This is a genomic window from Kitasatospora sp. NPDC001132 (assembly GCF_053598415.1).
Genome location: NZ_JBSFKF010000058.1, coordinates 1 through 15,379, shown reverse-complemented (window position 1 = coordinate 15,379; position 15,379 = coordinate 1). Strand labels below are relative to the sequence as shown.

Annotated in this window: 5 protein-coding genes and 2 pseudogenes; 1 reads left to right on the top strand and 6 read right to left on the bottom strand. The window is 74.0% G+C overall.

Annotation, left to right across the window (positions count from 1 at the left end):
• Positions 1 to 79: 79 nt before the first annotated feature.
• The 3 genes from ACWDBE_RS37825 to ACWDBE_RS37815 form a co-directional block, all read right to left on the bottom strand.
• Positions 80 to 874: an AfsR/SARP family transcriptional regulator gene (locus ACWDBE_RS37825; RefSeq protein ID WP_449793375.1), complete on the bottom strand. Its 795-nt coding sequence runs from the start codon at positions 872 to 874 to the stop codon at positions 80 to 82.
• A 39-nt stretch (positions 875 to 913) separates the two neighbouring features.
• Entirely contained in the window at positions 914 to 1,471 is a 558-nt protein-coding gene (locus ACWDBE_RS37820) for a flavin reductase family protein (protein ID WP_449793374.1), read from the bottom strand.
• Between the two features lie 84 nt (positions 1,472 to 1,555).
• The gene (locus tag ACWDBE_RS37815; protein ID WP_449810231.1) at positions 1,556 to 4,468 is read right to left on the bottom strand and encodes an AAA family ATPase; all 2,913 of its coding nucleotides are present in this window, start codon (positions 4,466 to 4,468) and stop codon (positions 1,556 to 1,558) included.
• Positions 4,469 to 4,595: 127 nt separating this feature from the next.
• Between ACWDBE_RS37815 and ACWDBE_RS37810 the strand changes: the two are divergent.
• Positions 4,596 to 4,777: pseudogene (locus tag ACWDBE_RS37810) on the top strand (IS982 family transposase); the annotation flags it as partial.
• Between the two features lie 200 nt (positions 4,778 to 4,977).
• Here the strand turns inward: ACWDBE_RS37810 and ACWDBE_RS37805 are convergent.
• The 3 genes and pseudogenes from ACWDBE_RS37805 to ACWDBE_RS37795 all read right to left on the bottom strand — a co-directional run.
• Complete coding sequence (locus tag ACWDBE_RS37805) at positions 4,978 to 6,489, bottom strand: MFS transporter (protein WP_449810230.1); 1,512 nt, start codon at positions 6,487 to 6,489, stop codon at positions 4,978 to 4,980.
• 125 nt (positions 6,490 to 6,614) lie between these two features.
• A pseudogene (locus tag ACWDBE_RS37800) lies at positions 6,615 to 13,169 on the bottom strand (SDR family NAD(P)-dependent oxidoreductase); the annotation flags it as partial.
• A 109-nt stretch (positions 13,170 to 13,278) separates the two neighbouring features.
• Positions 13,279 to 15,379 (bottom strand): SDR family NAD(P)-dependent oxidoreductase (locus tag ACWDBE_RS37795; RefSeq protein WP_449810229.1); only part of this gene is annotated, 2,101 nt, incomplete at its 5' end.

The window sequence follows — 15,379 nt, the reverse complement described above, 5'->3', positions numbered from 1 at the left end:
TGGGGACTGTCCCCACTTTTCAACGCCAGCTGTCCGTTCTACAGTTGAGAAGGAAGGGAGCCCTCGGTCCGGGACGGGTTCAGGCGGCTGCCGGCGCCCGCAGGGTGATCGGCCGCCGCACCTCGCCCCGGCCGCTGTCCAGCAGGATCTGGTCGTGCAGCTGGTGCAGCTGGCGGCAGGGCGCGATGCCCAGCTCGCGGTCCAGCACCGACCGCACCCGGTGGAACACCTGGAGCGCGTCGGCCCGGCGGTCCGAGCGGTAGAGCGCCAGCATCAGTTGCCGGTGGAAGGCCTCGATCAGGGGGTGCTTCTTCACCAGCGTGTACAGCGGGCCCACCAGTTCCCGGTGCCGACCCAGCATCAGATCCGCCTCGTTGCGCATCTCGATGCACTCCAGTCGGGCCTCCTCGGCCCAGGTGGCGAACTCGTCGACGATCGCGCCGCCGCGCAACTCGCCCAGCGCCCTGCCGCGCCACAGGGACAGGGCCTGGTCGCAGTGGGTGGAGGCCTCCGCGTACCGGCCGTCCCTGATCGCGGACCGGCCCAGCCGCACCAGCCGCTGGAAGTCGTCCGAGTCCAGGCTGTGGCCGTCGAGCCGGAGCACGTAGCCGGGGTGGCGGGTGACGATCGGCGCGGCCGCCGTCCCCGGCCGCTTCAGCAGCTTGCGCAGCTGCGATATGTAGACGTGCAGCGTCGCCGTGCCGCGGCGGGGCAGTGCGTCGCCCCAGATCTCGTGGCACAGCTGGTCGGTGGACACCACGTCGTCCGCGCGCACCAGCAGAGCGGCGAGCAGGGACTCCACCTTGGGTGCGCTGATGCCGAAGACGTTCTCGCCGTCGGTCATTCGCAGGCTGCCCAGAATCTCGAATCGCATTGTCTGTCCTTCGTGGGGGGATTCGCGTGACCGACGGGCTCAGCGCGACACTGAGCCGTATCGCCCGTCGAGATAGACCAGGGGCTGCGCTGCGCCGCCCTCGACCGCGTGCACCGGCTGACCGATCACCAGGGTGTGGTCGCCGGCGGGCAGGTCGTACACCTTGCGGCACACCAGCGCGGCGGGCACGTCCTCCAGCAGCGGCACCCCGTACGGGCCCGGGCGCCAGGCGGTGGGCGGCGCGAAGCGGTCGATGCCGCTGCGGGCGAAGGTGGTCGCGAGCTCCTGCTGGTCCTCGGCGAGCAGGTGCACCGCGAGGTGCTCGGCCGTGCACACGGCCGCCCAGGAGGAAGCGGTGCGGCCGATGCCGAAGGAGATCAGCGGGGGCGTGGAGGACAGGGACGCCAGTGAGGTGGCGGTGAAGCCGACCGGCTTCGCGCCGTCGGAAACCGTGATGACGGCCACACCGGCCGGATGGCGTCGGAATACCCGGCGGAAGGCGTCGGCGGCGATGGGCTCGCCGTCCGCGAGGCCCGTGGGCGAACAACTCCCGGAAGCCTGCCAGACATGAAGACCGGAAACCTGACTTTGACCCATATCGTTCGCCCCCGTGAAGTGCTCATTGAGGCGGGCGGGGCTGAATGCCCCGCCCGGCGCGTTGTCCTCATGTTTTCAGAGGGATCACTTAACGGCATCAGGGGAAATACGTACGGCCATCAGCCTGGCCAGCTCGGCCCGCGAGCCGACCTCCAGTTTCCGGTAGATCCGGGAGAGGTGGACCTCCACCGTGCGGGGGCTCACCTGGAGCGCCTCGGCGATCTCCCGGGTGCGCTGGCCGGTGCCGGCCAGCCGGGCCACTTCCAGCTCCCGCTGGGTCAGCAGGGCCAGGTCGTCCGCGGCCGGCGGGGCGGGCGTCGGCATCAGCGCGTGGCAGCCGCGGTCCAGGGTGCCCTCGAAGGTGTGGTCCGGGCTCGTCCGGGCGTACAGCAGCACCCCCCACTGCTCGGCCAGCGCGTTCATCCGCTCCGCCAGCGCCCGGGCCCGGTCCGGGCGGCCGGCGGCGGCCAGCGCCCGGGCCGCGCGCAGCCGCGCGGTCAGCTGCGGCAGCCGCAGGTGGGAGCCGTCGAAGAGTCGCTCCGCCTCCCGGTACGCGGCGACGGCCTCCCCGGCCCGGTCCTCCCGCAGCAGGAAGTGGCCTCTGGCCATCGCCGCGTACGCGGAGGTGTGCGGTGTCCCGAACAGCCGCGCGGTGCACTCCGCCGTCTCGGCCCAGTGGGAGCCGCCCTCGACCCCGGCGGCGGTCGCCGCCCGGGTCAGCAGCTCGTGGTAGCGGGCCCGGTTCATCACGGACAGCCCCGTGACCGCGGGGGAGTCCAGCTCGACCAGCAGGCTCAGGCACCGCTCGGGGCTGCCCTGCGTCAGCATCGTCTCGGCCAGCGTCAGCACCGCGGAGCCGTACCAGCTGCCCGGCCCGGGCCGCAGCGCCCGCAGCGCCTCCTCGGCCAGCGCCGAGGCCCGGCTGCTGCCCGGCGGTTCGGCGTAGGTGACGCACAGCGCCTCCTGGGCGAGCGCGTGGGTGCGCAGCTGGTCGGCGTTCAGGTAGGCCGCGAGGTCCGCCGCCCGGGCCGCGGAGCGGCGCGCGCTGGCCGGCCGGCCCTGGACCAGCTGGGTCTCCGCCAGGCCGCTCAGCAGGACCGGCAGCATCGCGTTGTGCGAGCAGTCCGACGTCAGCTCCACGCCCCGCTCGTAGAAGGACTCCGCCTCGCGCGGGCGGCCGAGCGCGAAGGCGCACCAGCCGAGCAGGGCGAGGAACTCGGTGTGCAGGTAGGCCTCGGCGGTCGGCAGCTCGTCCATCTGCCGGACGGCGGCGTCGTACGAGGCCAGGCAGGACTTGGTGCGGCCCTCGCCCAGCTCGGCCAGCGCGTGCAGCACCAGTGCGCCCGCGAGGGTGGTGGGATGCCCGTCGGTCCGGGCCAGCAGCAGCGCCTCGGCGGCCAGTCGCGGCAGGTTCCGGTGCTGGCCCAGCAGGGCGACGATGCCCCGGTAGACGGTGAAGCGGGCCAGCAGGTCGCCGTTGGGGACCTTGCTGGCGGTGAGGGCGGTCAGTTCGCCGGCCAGCAGGGCGTCGGCCGCCTCGTAGCGCCCGTGCAGGCAGTCGACGAGCGCGCACAGCCGCACCGCGGAGCGGTAGGACTCGGTGGGCTGCAGAGGGGTGCCCTGGGTCAGCAGGTGCTGCAGGGTGTCGTTCTTGCAGCCGTACTCGGCGGCCCGCAGCGCCTTGGCGAGCGGGGGGATCAGGCCCAGCAGCCGTCCCGGTGAGTCACCGTTGGGCGGCAGTCCCTTGAGGGCCAGCAGCAGCCAGCGGGCGGCGTCCACGGGGGAGGACGGGACGGCCTCCTCGCCGGCCTTCGCCAGGATCTCCAGGTCCTCGCGGGTGAAGCTGCTGGCGGACAGCTCGATGTGGATGGCGCGCTCGGCGGCGGAGGTGGTCCGGCGGCTGAGCACGGTGAGCGCCCGGCGGTGCGCGCGGGCGCGCCAGCAGTGGTCGGCCTGGTCGTGCAGCATCCGGCGCAGCACGGTGTGCCGGAAGGTGAGCAGCGAGGTGGAGCCGCGCAGCGGGCGCAGGACGTCGACGTCGATCAGTTCGGTGACGATGGTGGTGAGTTCGGGGGCGGGCAGCTCGGAGACGGCGGACAGCTCCTCCCAGCTGAAGCGGTCACCGAGGACGGCGCCGGACTCGGCGACCAGCCGCTCTGCGGGGTCGAGCAGGGCGAGTTCGGCGGCCAGCGGGGCCAGCCGTCCGGTGAGCAGCCTGGTGCCCAGCAGCGGGCTGAGCGGCGCGGTCTCGCCGAGTACGAGCAGGCAGAGGGGGTTGCCCTGGCTCTCGTGGTAGACGGCGGGCAGCCAGCCGGTGTCGGTCGGTACGCCGAGCAGCGAGGCGGCCTGGCAGAGGGTGAGCGCACCGAGTTCGATCCGTTCCACCTGTCCCGACTCGACGCCCTGGGCCAGGGTGCCCAGGAGCGGGGCGTGGGCCTGTCGCGGCCGGTGGACGATGACCAGCAGGACGGGCGCGGGGGCGGTCAACCGGACGAGGTGGTCGGCGAGTTCGAGGGACTGCGGATCGGCCCAGTGGAAGTCGTCGAGGACCAGGAGCAGCCCGCCGCCGTCGCGGGCGGAGCGTTCCAGCAGGGCGCGTACGGCCTGGGAGACGCCGAGCGGCTCCGGTCGCCGGGCGTCGGGGCCGAGTTGGGCGCAGAGCGCCGCGCGCAGCAGCGAGGCGTGTCCGGGAGAGAGTTCGGCCAGCCTCTCCGGGGTCATCACCCCCGCCAGGGCCCGGGTGAAGACGGCCAGCGGGTACTGCCGCTCGGTGGGGGAGCAGCGACCGTCGAGGACGGTGATGCCACGGGATCTGGCCGCCGCGGTCATGGGCCCGAGCAGTCTGCTCTTTCCGGAACCGGGGCAACCGATCAGTTCGATCACCCCGCCCTGGCCGCCCGCCAGCCGGTCCACCGCGCGCAGTAGTTCGAGCGACTCGTCACAGCGGACGGAGGAGATGCGTTCAGGGTTGTCCGTGACCGGCAGCACATTCACCACAGCGAATTGACCTTTCCCCCGGTGGAATAAACGCATGATCGCTTACCGATGACACTCCGCACTGGATGATCGACACCAAGGGCTCGCGGCACGCAGGACATGAAGCGAGGGAGTCCAAGGATCGGTTGTGACGCCTGATCCGGACTCCCTCGGCACTGCACTCTATGCGAAGACAGACGATCTGTTGATCGAATCGTCATATCTAGCGTCGCGGCGTCCCGGGCTCGGCATCGCGCCCGGCTGAGCTACGCCGGGCCGGTCATCCTCGCAGTGCTGCAGGCCCTGCTCGGCTTCACCTCCGGACCCCGTCCTCCGCCTACGATCACTGACCTTTCGCATCAATCATCTAGTCGGTCAGTCTACTAAATGACTGACTCTCAAGTTCGATCACCCGCAGCCGGCGCTCGGGAGCGGCGAGGCCCCGGTCGGCTGTTGCCGACCGGGGCCGGTGCCGGGTGCGGACGGGGGCAGCCGCGCCCGGCGGATGTTCTCGGACGATCGCCCGAGAGTCAGAGGCCCGCGTGCACGGGCTGCTCGTTCTGCTGCTGGGTGTCGCCGCCGGCCGTCATCCGCCGCATGACCAGGGTCAGCAGGATGGTCAGCGCGGTGAACCCGGCGCCCCAGCTGAAGGCCGCCGTGACGCCCTCGGTCAGGACGTAGTCGGCCGCGCCCTTGGTGTCCAGGCCCGCCGGGGCCTCGGCGCCGCGGGTCGCGGCGCCGAAGACGGTCACCATCACCGCGAGGCCCAGCGCACCGCCGATCTGCTGCATCACGTTCAGCAGGCCCGACGCGGCGCCGGTCTCCTCCGGCTTGATGCCGGACATCAGGATCGTGGTGACGCCGACCAGCAGGACGCCCATGCCGAGTCCGGCGACGACCATCGGGCCGAGCAGCGCGGACAGGTAGGAGGAGGACGGCGTGATCTGGGCGAACCAGATCAGCGAGACGCTGATGGCGGCGGCGCCGACGGCCGTCAGCACCCGGGCGCCGAAGCGCGGCAGCTGCTTGGCGGCCACACTGGAGGAGCCGAGGATCAGCAGCGCCAGCGGGACGAACGCCAGTCCCGCCTTGATCGGGCTGAAGCCGCTGACCTCCTGCAGGAACTGGGTGAGGAAGAAGAACATCGAGTTGCCCGCCGCCATCACGAACAGCAGGGCGAGGTAGCCGATGGCGCGGTTGCGGTCGGCGAACAGCCGCAGCGGGGTGATCGGCTGCTTGGCCTTGTTCTCGACCACGATGAACAGCGCCAGCAGGACGATCGCCGCCACGAACGAACCGATCGTCAGACCGTCGCCCCAGCCCTGCTCGGCGGCGCGGATGAAGCCGTACACCAGCGCGGTCATGCCGAGGGTGGAGCTGAGCGCGCCGCCGAGGTCGAAGGAGCCGGGCGTGCGGTCGGTCTCGTGGATGAACATCGGGGCCAGGATCAGCAGCACCAGGCCGATCGGCACGTTGATGAACAGCACCCAGCGCCAGGAGAGCCAGTCGGTGAGCAGGCCGCCGCCGATCAGGCCGATCGCCGCACCCGAGCCGGACACCGCCGCGTAGGCGCCGAGCGCCTTGGCGCGGGCCTTCTCCTCGGTGAAGTGGGTGGCGATCAGGGCGAGCACGGTCGGTGCCGCGATCGCCGCGCCGACGCCCTGGACGGCCCGCGCGGCCAGCAGCATCCCGGCCGAGGTGGACAGGCCGCCGAGCAGGGAGGCCGCCGTGAACACCGTGACACCGACCAGCAGGCCCTTGCGGTGGCCCAGGATGTCGCCGGCCCGGCCGCCCAGCAGCAGCAGGCCGCCGAACGTCAGCAGGTACGAACTCAGCACCCAGGAAAGGCCGGTGGGGGTGAAGCCGAGTGCGTCCTTGAGGTCGGGAAGGGCGATGTTCACCACGTTGACGTCAAGGATGAGCATGGTCTGGAGGGCCAGGACGAGGACGAGCACCACGCCCGGGCGCTTCTCCTTCGTCCCTGCTCCCGCGGCGCCCGTCGGGCGAGCGCCCGCAGTGGTCGCCGAAGTCTGTTCGCTCATGGGTGTGCTGTCTCCTCAGAACCTAAACGGGGACTCTCCCTGTATCCTCCAGGGAAGATACAGGGAGAGTCCCCGTTTATCAACGCCCATCAATCGGCATGAGATCGAGCCGAGCTGAGTGCAAGTCAGTTGACCCCGAGCTCACGGTCGATGAAGTCGAACAGGTCGTCGTCCGAGGTCTCGCCCAGCTGCACCTGCGCGCCCCGGTCGCCTCCCTCGCCGTCCCCGCCCTCGGCCGCCTCCAGCCGCAGCAGCAACTCCCGCACCCGGCCGGTCAGCCGGTGCCGGTCCCCGCCCCCGGCGGGCAGCGAGGCCAGCCGGCGCTCCACCCGCTCCAGGTCCGCCAGCGCCGAGGCCAGCCCGTCCTCCTCGGCCGGGGCCAGCTCCTGCGCCAGGAACCGAGCCAGGTCGATCGGGGTCGGGTGGTCGAAGACCAGCGTGGTCGGCAGCCGCAGCTCGAAGGCCGTGGCCAGCCGGTTGCGCAGCTCCACCGAGGTCAGCGAGTCGAAACCGAGGTCCTTGAACGGGCGCTCGGTCCCGATCGTCCCGGCGTCGGTGTGACCGAGCACCACGGCGACATGGCCGCGCACCAGGTCCACCAACTCCTCCTGCCGCTCCGCCTGGTCCAGCGCCACGAGCCGCTCGCGCACCGCCCGGGCGCCGTCGGGCGCCGCGCCCCCGCCGTCCGCCGCGGTGCGGCGGGTCGGGGCCCGGCCCACCAACTCGGCGAACAGCGGCCGGGAAGCGCCGGCCGCGGCCCGGCGGCGCAGCGCCGACAGGTCCAGGCCCAGCCCCACGGCCAGCGGCTGACGGCCCGCCAGCGCCTCGTCGAACAGCGCGAGGCCCTGCTCGTTCTCCAGGGGCAGGACGCCGTCCCGGGCCATCCGGGCCAGGTCGGCCTCGCCGAGGCCCTCGGTCATGGTGCTGGCCTGCGCCCACAGACCCCAGGCCAGCGAGGTCGCGGGCAGGCCGAGGGTGTGCCGGTGGTGGGCCAGGGCGTCCAGGAAGGCGTTGGCGGCCGCGTAGTTGGCCTGGCCGGGGGTGCCGGTCAGGCCGCTGACCGACGAGTAGAGGACGAAGGCGCTCAGGTCCAGGTGACGGGTGAGCCGGTGCAGGTTCCACGCGGCGTCCGCCTTGGGACGCAGCGCGGTGGCCAGCCGCCCCGGGCTCTGCGCGGCCAGGACGGCATCGTCCAGCGCACCCGCGGTGTGCACGACGGCGGTCAGCGGGTGGTCCGCCGGGACGGACGCGAGCAGGGCGGCGAGAGCGGCCTCGTCGGCGGTGTCGCAGGCCTCGATCCGGGCCCGGGCACCGAGGTCGGCCAACTCCCGCAGCAGCTCCGCGGCACCCGGCGCCTGCGGGCCGCGGCGGCTGGTGAGCAGCAGGTGCCGGACGCCGTGCCGGGTCACCAGGTGCCGCGCGAGCAGACCGCCGAGGGTCCCGGTACCGCCCGTGACGAGCACCGTGCCCTCCGGGTCCAGCGGGGCGGGCAGCGTCAGCAGCGCCTTGCCGGTGTGCCGGGCCTGGCTCAGGTGGCGCAGCGCCTCCGGGGCGTGGCTGACGTCCCAGGCCGTCACCGGCAGCGGGCGCAGCGCCCCCTCCTCGAACAGGGCGACCAGCTCCGCCAGCATCTCCTGGACCCGCTCGCGCGGCACCCGCATCAGGTCGTAGGCGGTGTACGACACTCCGGGGAAGCGCTCGCGCACCTGCGCCTCGTCGCGGATGTCGGTCTTGCCCATCTCCAGGAAGCGCCCGCCGGGCGCCAGCAGGCGCAGCGAGGCGTCCACGAACTCCTGCGCCAGCGAGTTGAGCACCACGTCGAAGCCCCGGCCGCCGGTCGCCGCCCGGTACTGCTCCTCGAAGTCGAGGGTGCGGCTGGAGGCGATCCGCTCCTGGGGCACGCCGAGCGAGCGCAGCGTCTCCCACTTCGGGGCGCTGGCCGTGCCGTACACCTCCAGGCCCCAGTGCCGGGCCAGCTGCAGCGCGGCCTGGCCCACGCCGCCGGTCGCGGCGTGCACGAGCAGCGACTCGCCCTCGCGGACCCGGGCCAGGTCCGTCAGGCCGTAGAAGGCGGTCAGGAACACCACCGGGACGACCGAGGCGTCGGTGAAGCTCCAGCCCCGCGGCATCCGGGTCAGCCACCGGTGGTCGGTGACCGCCGCCGGGCCGACCGCGCTCGGGAACAGCCCCATCACCCGGTCGCCGACCGCCACCGAGGTGACCCCCGGCCCGGTCTCCAGCACCACGCCGGCCGCCTCGCCCCCGATCTGCGCCTCGTCGCCCGGGTACATCCCGAGGCCGATCAGCACGTCGCGGAAGTTCAGGCCGGCGGCGCGCACCCGCACCCGTACCTCGCCGGGCGCCAGCGGGGCACCGGCCTCGGGCGCCGGGAGCAGGGCCAGGTCGCTCAGACTGCCCTTGCTGCGGACGTCCAGCCGCCAGTGCTCGGTGCCCGGCGGCGGGGTGAGCAGCTCGGTGGCGGCGGCCGCGCGGACCAGCCGCGGGGCGTACACCTTGCCGTCGCGCACGGCGAGTTGGAACTCCTCGCCGGCGAGCAGGGCGGCGGTGACGGCCCCGGCCGGGCCCTCGGCGAGCGGACCGTCGAGGTCGAGCAGGCCGAAGCGGTCCGGGTGCTCGGAGTGGGCGGTCCTGACCAGGCCCCAGACGGTGGACGCCGCGAGGTCGCGGATCTCCGGGCCGGGGCGGGCGGCCACCGCACCCCGGGTGACCAGGACGAGGCGGGCGTCGTCGGGGACGCCCTCGGCCAGCCACTCCTGGGTGAGGGCGAGGGCCCGTTCGGCCAGGCCCCGGGCGTGATCGGGCAGTTCGGCGTCGGCCGGTGACTCCCCGGTGAGCGCGGCCAGGACCAGGGCGGGGGCCGACTCCCGGGCGAGGGCCGTCCGCAGGGCGGCCACGTCGGCGTGGACGGTGGCGCCCAGGGCGTCGGCGAGGCCGAGGCCGTCCGGCGCGAGGACGTGGACGCCCCGGGCGCAGGCGGCGGGGTCGAGCGGGGCGGTGGCCAGCGGCTTCCACTCCACCAGGTGCAGCGGGGTGCCCGCGGTCTCCGCGGCCCGGGCGGCCGGGCCGGCGAGGGCGGCGAAGTCCCGCAGCGAGCCGGGGCGCGCGGTGAGCGCGGCGACCGTCGCCACCGGCGCTCCTTCCGGGTCGGCCAGGTCCAGGCGCATGGTCCGCTCGCCCGCCGGGGCCAGCCGCACCCGCAGCGTGCGCGCTCCCAGCGCCGCCAGCCGTACACCGGACCAGCTGAACGGCAGCAGCACGGACCCGTCCTCGTCGGCGTCCAGCGCCCCGGAGGCGAGCGCCCACGGGTGCAGGGCGGCGTCCAGCAGCGCGGGGTGGAGGGCGTGGCCCTCCGTGGCGGCGCCCTCGGGCAGGCGGACCTCGGCGTAGTGGGTGTCGCCGTCGCGCCAGGCCCGGACGAGGCCCTGGAAGAGCGGGCCGTAGGCGTAGCCGCGCTCGGCGAGGCGCGGGTAGAGGTCGGTCAGGTCGACCGGTGTGCCGGCCGGAGGCCAGGCGGTCAGGACCCCGGCGTCCGGGTCGGTGCCGGGGACCGCGTCGGAGAGGGCGCCGGTCGCGTTCCGGGTCCAGGGGGCGGAGTCCTCGGTGCGCGAGTGGACGGCGAAGGCGCGCAGCCCGCGGTCGTCCGGGCCCTCCACGGTGAGCTGGAGTTCGACGGCGCCGGGCCCGCCGAGCACCAGCGGAGCCTCCAGGGTGAGGTCCTCCAGCGTCGCCGCTCCGGCCAGCTCCGCGGCGTGCAGCGCGAGGTCGACGAAGGCGGTGCCCGGCAGCAGCGCGGCCCCGGCGATGGTGTGGTCGGCCAGCCACGGGTGGGTGCGGGTGGAGAACCGGCCGCTGAGGACCAGCCGGTCGCTCTCGGCCAGCCGGACGGCGGTGCTCAGCAGCGGGTGGTCGGTGCCGGACTGCCCGCCGGCCGTCCGGCGGGCCGCCAGCCAGTAGTGGCGGCGCTGGAAGGGGTAGGTGGGCAGGTCGACGTGGGGGGTGGGGGAGGCCGGCCGGTAGCAGGTGGGGGTGTGGCCGGTGGTGTGGAGGGTGGCGAGGGCGGTGGTGAAGGTCTGGGTTTCGGGGGTGTTCTTGCGCAGGGTGGGGATCGCCACGGCGTCGGTGGTGAGGCTCTGGCGGGTGAGCGCGGTGAGGGTGGCGTCGGGGCCGAGCTCCAGGAAGCGGGTGACGCCCGCGGCCTCCAGGTACTGGATCCCGGGGTGGAAGCGGACGGCCTCGCGGACGTGGCGGGCCCAGTACGCCGGGTCGGTGAGTTCCCCGGTGACCGGCTGCGCGGTGAGGTTGGAGATCACCGGGATCCGGGCCGGGCGGAAGGTCAGCTTGCCGATCGAGGCCCGGAAGTCGTCCAGGAAGCCGGCCATGTGGGGGGAGTGGAAGGCGTGGCTGACCTGGAGGCGGGTGGTGCGGCGGCCCTGGGCGGCGAAGTGCGCGGCGACGGCCTCGACCGCGGGGGTGTCACCCGAGACGACGGTCGAGCGGGGGCCGTTGACGGCGGCGAGGTCCAGCTCGCGGCCCAGCACCTCCAGCAGCGCCAGCACCTCCTCCTCGGTGGCTTCCAGGGCGGCCATCGCGCCGTCGTTGCGCGCGGCCTGCATGTAGCAGCCCCGCGCGGCGACCAGGCTCACCGCGTCCTCCAGCGAGAACACCCCGGCCACGTGGGCGGCGGCGACCTCGCCGATCGAGTGGCCGATCAGGTAGTCGGGGACGATGCCCTGCTGCTCCAGCGTCCGGTAGAGGGCGGTCTGCAGGGTGAACAGCGCGGCCTGGGTGTACGCGGTCTGGTGCAGCACCTCCGAAGCCTCGCCGCCGCCCCACAGCACCTCGTGCAGCGGACGGTCGAGCAGCCGGTCGAAGCGGTCGCAGGCGTCGTCGAAGGCGGCGGCGAACGCCGGTACCGCCTCGTAGAGTTCGCGCCCCATGCCGGGGCGCTGGCTGCCCTGGCCGGTGAACAGGAACGCCGTCTTGCCCGGCCGGACCGTGCCGGTGACCAGACCCGGGGCCTCGGTGCCCTCGGCGAGCGCGCGCAGTCCGGCGAGCAGGCCCTCGCGGTCCTGGCCGAGGACGACGGCGCGGTGGTCGAAGCGGGTGCGGGCGGCCAGGGCGTGGGAGGCGGCGGTGGTGTCGGTGCCCGGCCGGCGCTCCAGGTGGGTGGCCAGGGCGCGGGCCTGGCCGCGCAGGGCCTCGGCCGACCTGGCGGACAACTGCCAGGGCAGGGCCTGGAGTTCGAGGGCGGCCGGAGCGGAGGCAGGCGGCTCCCCGGTGTTCGGCTCCGCGGCTTCCTCGACGGGCTGTTCGAGGATGACGTGGGCGTTGGTGCCGCTGATGCCGAAGGAGGAGACGGCGGCGCGGCGCGGCCGGCCGCCCTCGGTGCCCCACGGGCGGGCGTCGGTGAGCAGTCGGACGGTGCCGTCGGACCAGTCGACGTGGCTGGTGGGCTCGCTGACGTGCAGGGTGCGGGGGAGGGTCGCGTGCCGCATCGCCATGACCATCTTGATCACGCCGCCGACCCCCGCCGCCGCCATGGTGTGGCCGACGTTGGTCTTCAGGGAACCGAGCCAGAGCGGGTGTTCGGCATCGCGGGCGCGGCCGTAGGTGTTCAGCAGGGCCTGCGCCTCGATGGGGTCGCCGAGCTTGGTGCCGGTGCCGTGGGCCTCGACGGCGTCCACCTGGTCGGCCGTCAGCCGGGCGTTGGCGAGGGCCTGGCGGATGACCCGCTCCTGGCTGGGCCCGTTGGGGGCGGTGAGCCGGCTGCTGGCGCCGTCCTGGTTGGTGGCGGTGCCGCGGATCAGGGCGAGGACCGGGTGGCCGTTGCGGCGGGCGTCGGACAGGCGCTCCAGGAGGAGCAGGCCCGCGCCCTCGCCCCAGCCCGTGCCGTCCGCGTCGTCCGAGAACGAACGGCACCGGCCATCGGCGGACAGGCCCTGCTGGCGGCTGAACTCCACGAAGGTGTTGGGCGTGGACATCACCGTCACCCCGCCCGCGAGGGCGAGCGAGCACTCGCCCTGCCGCAGCGCCTGGGCGGCCAGGTGCAGGGCGATCAGCGAGGAGGAGCAGGCGGTGTCCACGGACACGGCCGGGCCCTCCAGGCCGAAGACGTACGCCAGCCGGCCGGACGCCACGCTGCCCAGGCTGCCACTGGCGAGGTAGCCCTCGTACTCCTCGGGGGCGGGCTTCAGCCGCGAGGCGTAGTCGTGGTACATCACCCCGGCGAAGACCCCGGTGTCGCTGCCGCGCAGGCTGGTCGGGTCGATGCCGGCCCGCTCGACGGCCTCCCACGCGGTCTCCAGCAGCAGCCGCTGCTGCGGGTCGGTGGCCAGCGCCTCGCGCGGGCTGAGGCCGAAGAACTCCGGGTCGAACTCGGCGGCACCGTACAGGAACCCACCGTGCCGGGTGATCGACTTGCCGGTCGCGTGCGGGTCCGGGTCGTACAGGTCCTCCTCCCAGTCCCGGTCCTCGGGGAAGGTGCCGATGGCGTCCGTGCCGTCGGCGACCAGCTGCCACAGCTCCTCGGGCGTGGTGACCCCGCCGGGGTAGCGGCAGGCCATCCCGACGATCGCGATCGGCTCCTGCCGGGCGTCCTCGATCTCGGTCAGCCGCCGTCGGGCCTGCCGCAGATCGGTGGTGGCCCGCTTGAGGTACTCGCGGAGTTTCTCCTCGTTGTTCGCCGCTTGGTTGTTCGGCACGTCGTTGTTCGCCACGGAATCTACCTTCAGCTGGAAATGTCGGTCGGGAGCGGGACGGCGGGCGGGATCAGGCCAGGCCGAGCTCCTTGTCGAGGGCGTCGAACAGCTCGTCGTCGGTCGCCGCCGCCAGGTCGCCGTCCGGGTCCTCCCCGGCCGTCAGCCCGTGCCAGCCCTGCAACACGTGCTGGAGGCGCTGGGCGATCTCGGCCGCCTCCGGGACGACGACGCCGCCGGCGGCGTCCGCCGAGTGCTGCTTGAGCAGTGCCTCCAGCCGGTCGATCGCCTCCAACGGGCCCCCGGCGCCGGCCGGTTGCGCCGGGGCCAGTTCGGCGAGCAGGTGCCGGGCGACCGCCAGCGGGGTCGGGTGGTCGAAGACCACCGTGGTGGCCAGGCGCAGCCCGGTGACCTTGTTGATCCGGTTGCGGAACTCCACCGCCGTGAGCGAGTCGAACCCGAGGTCCAGCAGCCCGCGCTCCGCCTCGACCCGGTCCGGCGAGCCGTGCCCGAGGACGGCCGCCGCGTGCTCCCGCACCAGCTCCAGGAGCAGCGGCTCGCGCTCCTCCGTCGGGGCCGCGGCGAGCCGGTCGCGCAGGGACGGGCCGGTGGCGGCCACCGCGGTCGGGGCCGCCTTCGCGCGGGGCGGCCGCTGGGCGGTCCGAACCAGGCCGCGCAGGATCTCGGGGAGCGTGCCCGAGGCCGACCTGGCCTGGAGGGCCGAGCTGTCGAGGGCGACCGGGGCGAGCAGGGGGCTGCCGTGGCCGAGCGCCGCGTCGAACATCCGCAGCGCGTCCTCGGGCGCCATCGGGACGATCCCGGAGCGGCGAAGCCTGATCAGGTCGGCCTCGTTCAGCTTCTCGCCCATGCCGCCCTCGTCCCAGAGGCCCCAGGCGAGGGAGGTGGCGGGCAGGCCGAGGGTGTGTCGGTGGTGGGCGAGGGCGTCCAGGAAGGCGTTGGCGGCGGCGTAGTTGGCCTGACCGGCGGTGCCGGTGAGGCCGCTGACGGAGGAGTACAGGACGAAGGCGGACAGCGGGAGGTGGGCTGTCAGCTCGTGGAGGTGCAGTGCGGCGTCGATCTTGGGGCGCAGGACGGTGTCGAGGCGTTCGGGGGTGAGGGCGGTGATGATGCCGTCGTCGAGGACGCCGGCGGTGTGGATGACGGCGGTGAGGGGGTGGTCGGTGGGTACGGCGGTGAGGAGGGCGGCGACGGCGTCGCGGTCGGTGGTGTCGCAGGCGACGGCCCGGACCTCGGCGCCGGAGTCGGTGAGTTCGGTGATGAGTTCGGCGGCGCCGGGGGCCTCGGCGCCCCGGCGGCTGGTGAGCAGGAGGTGCCGGACGCCGTGCTCGGTCACCAGGTGCCGGGCCAGCAGCGCACCGAGTTGACCGAAGGCACCGGTGATCAGGACGGTTCCGGCGGGAGCGAGGTCGATGGTGCCGGTGCCGGTGGCGGTCGTGCGGCCGAGGGTCGGGCTGTGGAGGGCGTCGTCGCGGACGGCGAGCTGGCTGCGACCGGAGGCGAGGGCATCGGGCAGCAGGCGGGCACTCTCGTGGACCGGGACCGCGGGATCGAGGTCGAGGACGGTGAACCGGCCGGGAGCCTCCGACTGCGCGGTCCGCAGCAGGCCCCAGACGGGCGAGTCCGCGAGGGCGGGGACCGCGGGGGCGGGACCGGCCGCGACGGCGCCCCGGGTGAGGACGACAAGGCGGGAGTCGGCGAGGCGTTCGTCGGACAGCCACTCCTGGAGGACGGCCAGGGCGGTGCGGGCGGAGTGGTGGGCGGCCCCGGGGAGGCCGTGCTCTGGGGTGGGCCAAGGGAGGAGCACGGTGGCGGGGGTACGTCCGGACGCGTCGGCCGCGGCACGGAGGGCGGTCAGGGTGGGGTGGATCTCGGTGATGCCGAGAGCGGACGCGATCGGGTCGGTGGTCCCGCCGACGAGGGCCCAGTCGGTGGTGCCGGTGCCGGTGCCGGTTCCGGTGTCGGTGGGGCGGATGGGCAGCTTCTGCCAGTCGACCGTGTAGAGCGGGTCGCGGTTCGAGCCGAGGGTGCTGGGATCGAAGGTGCGAAGGGTCAGGCCGGCGGTGAGGACGGGGGTGCCGGTGGGGTCGGTGATGGTGAGGTGGGTGGTGTCGGGGGTGGTGGGGGTGAGGGTGGCGTGGAGGGTGGTGGCGTTG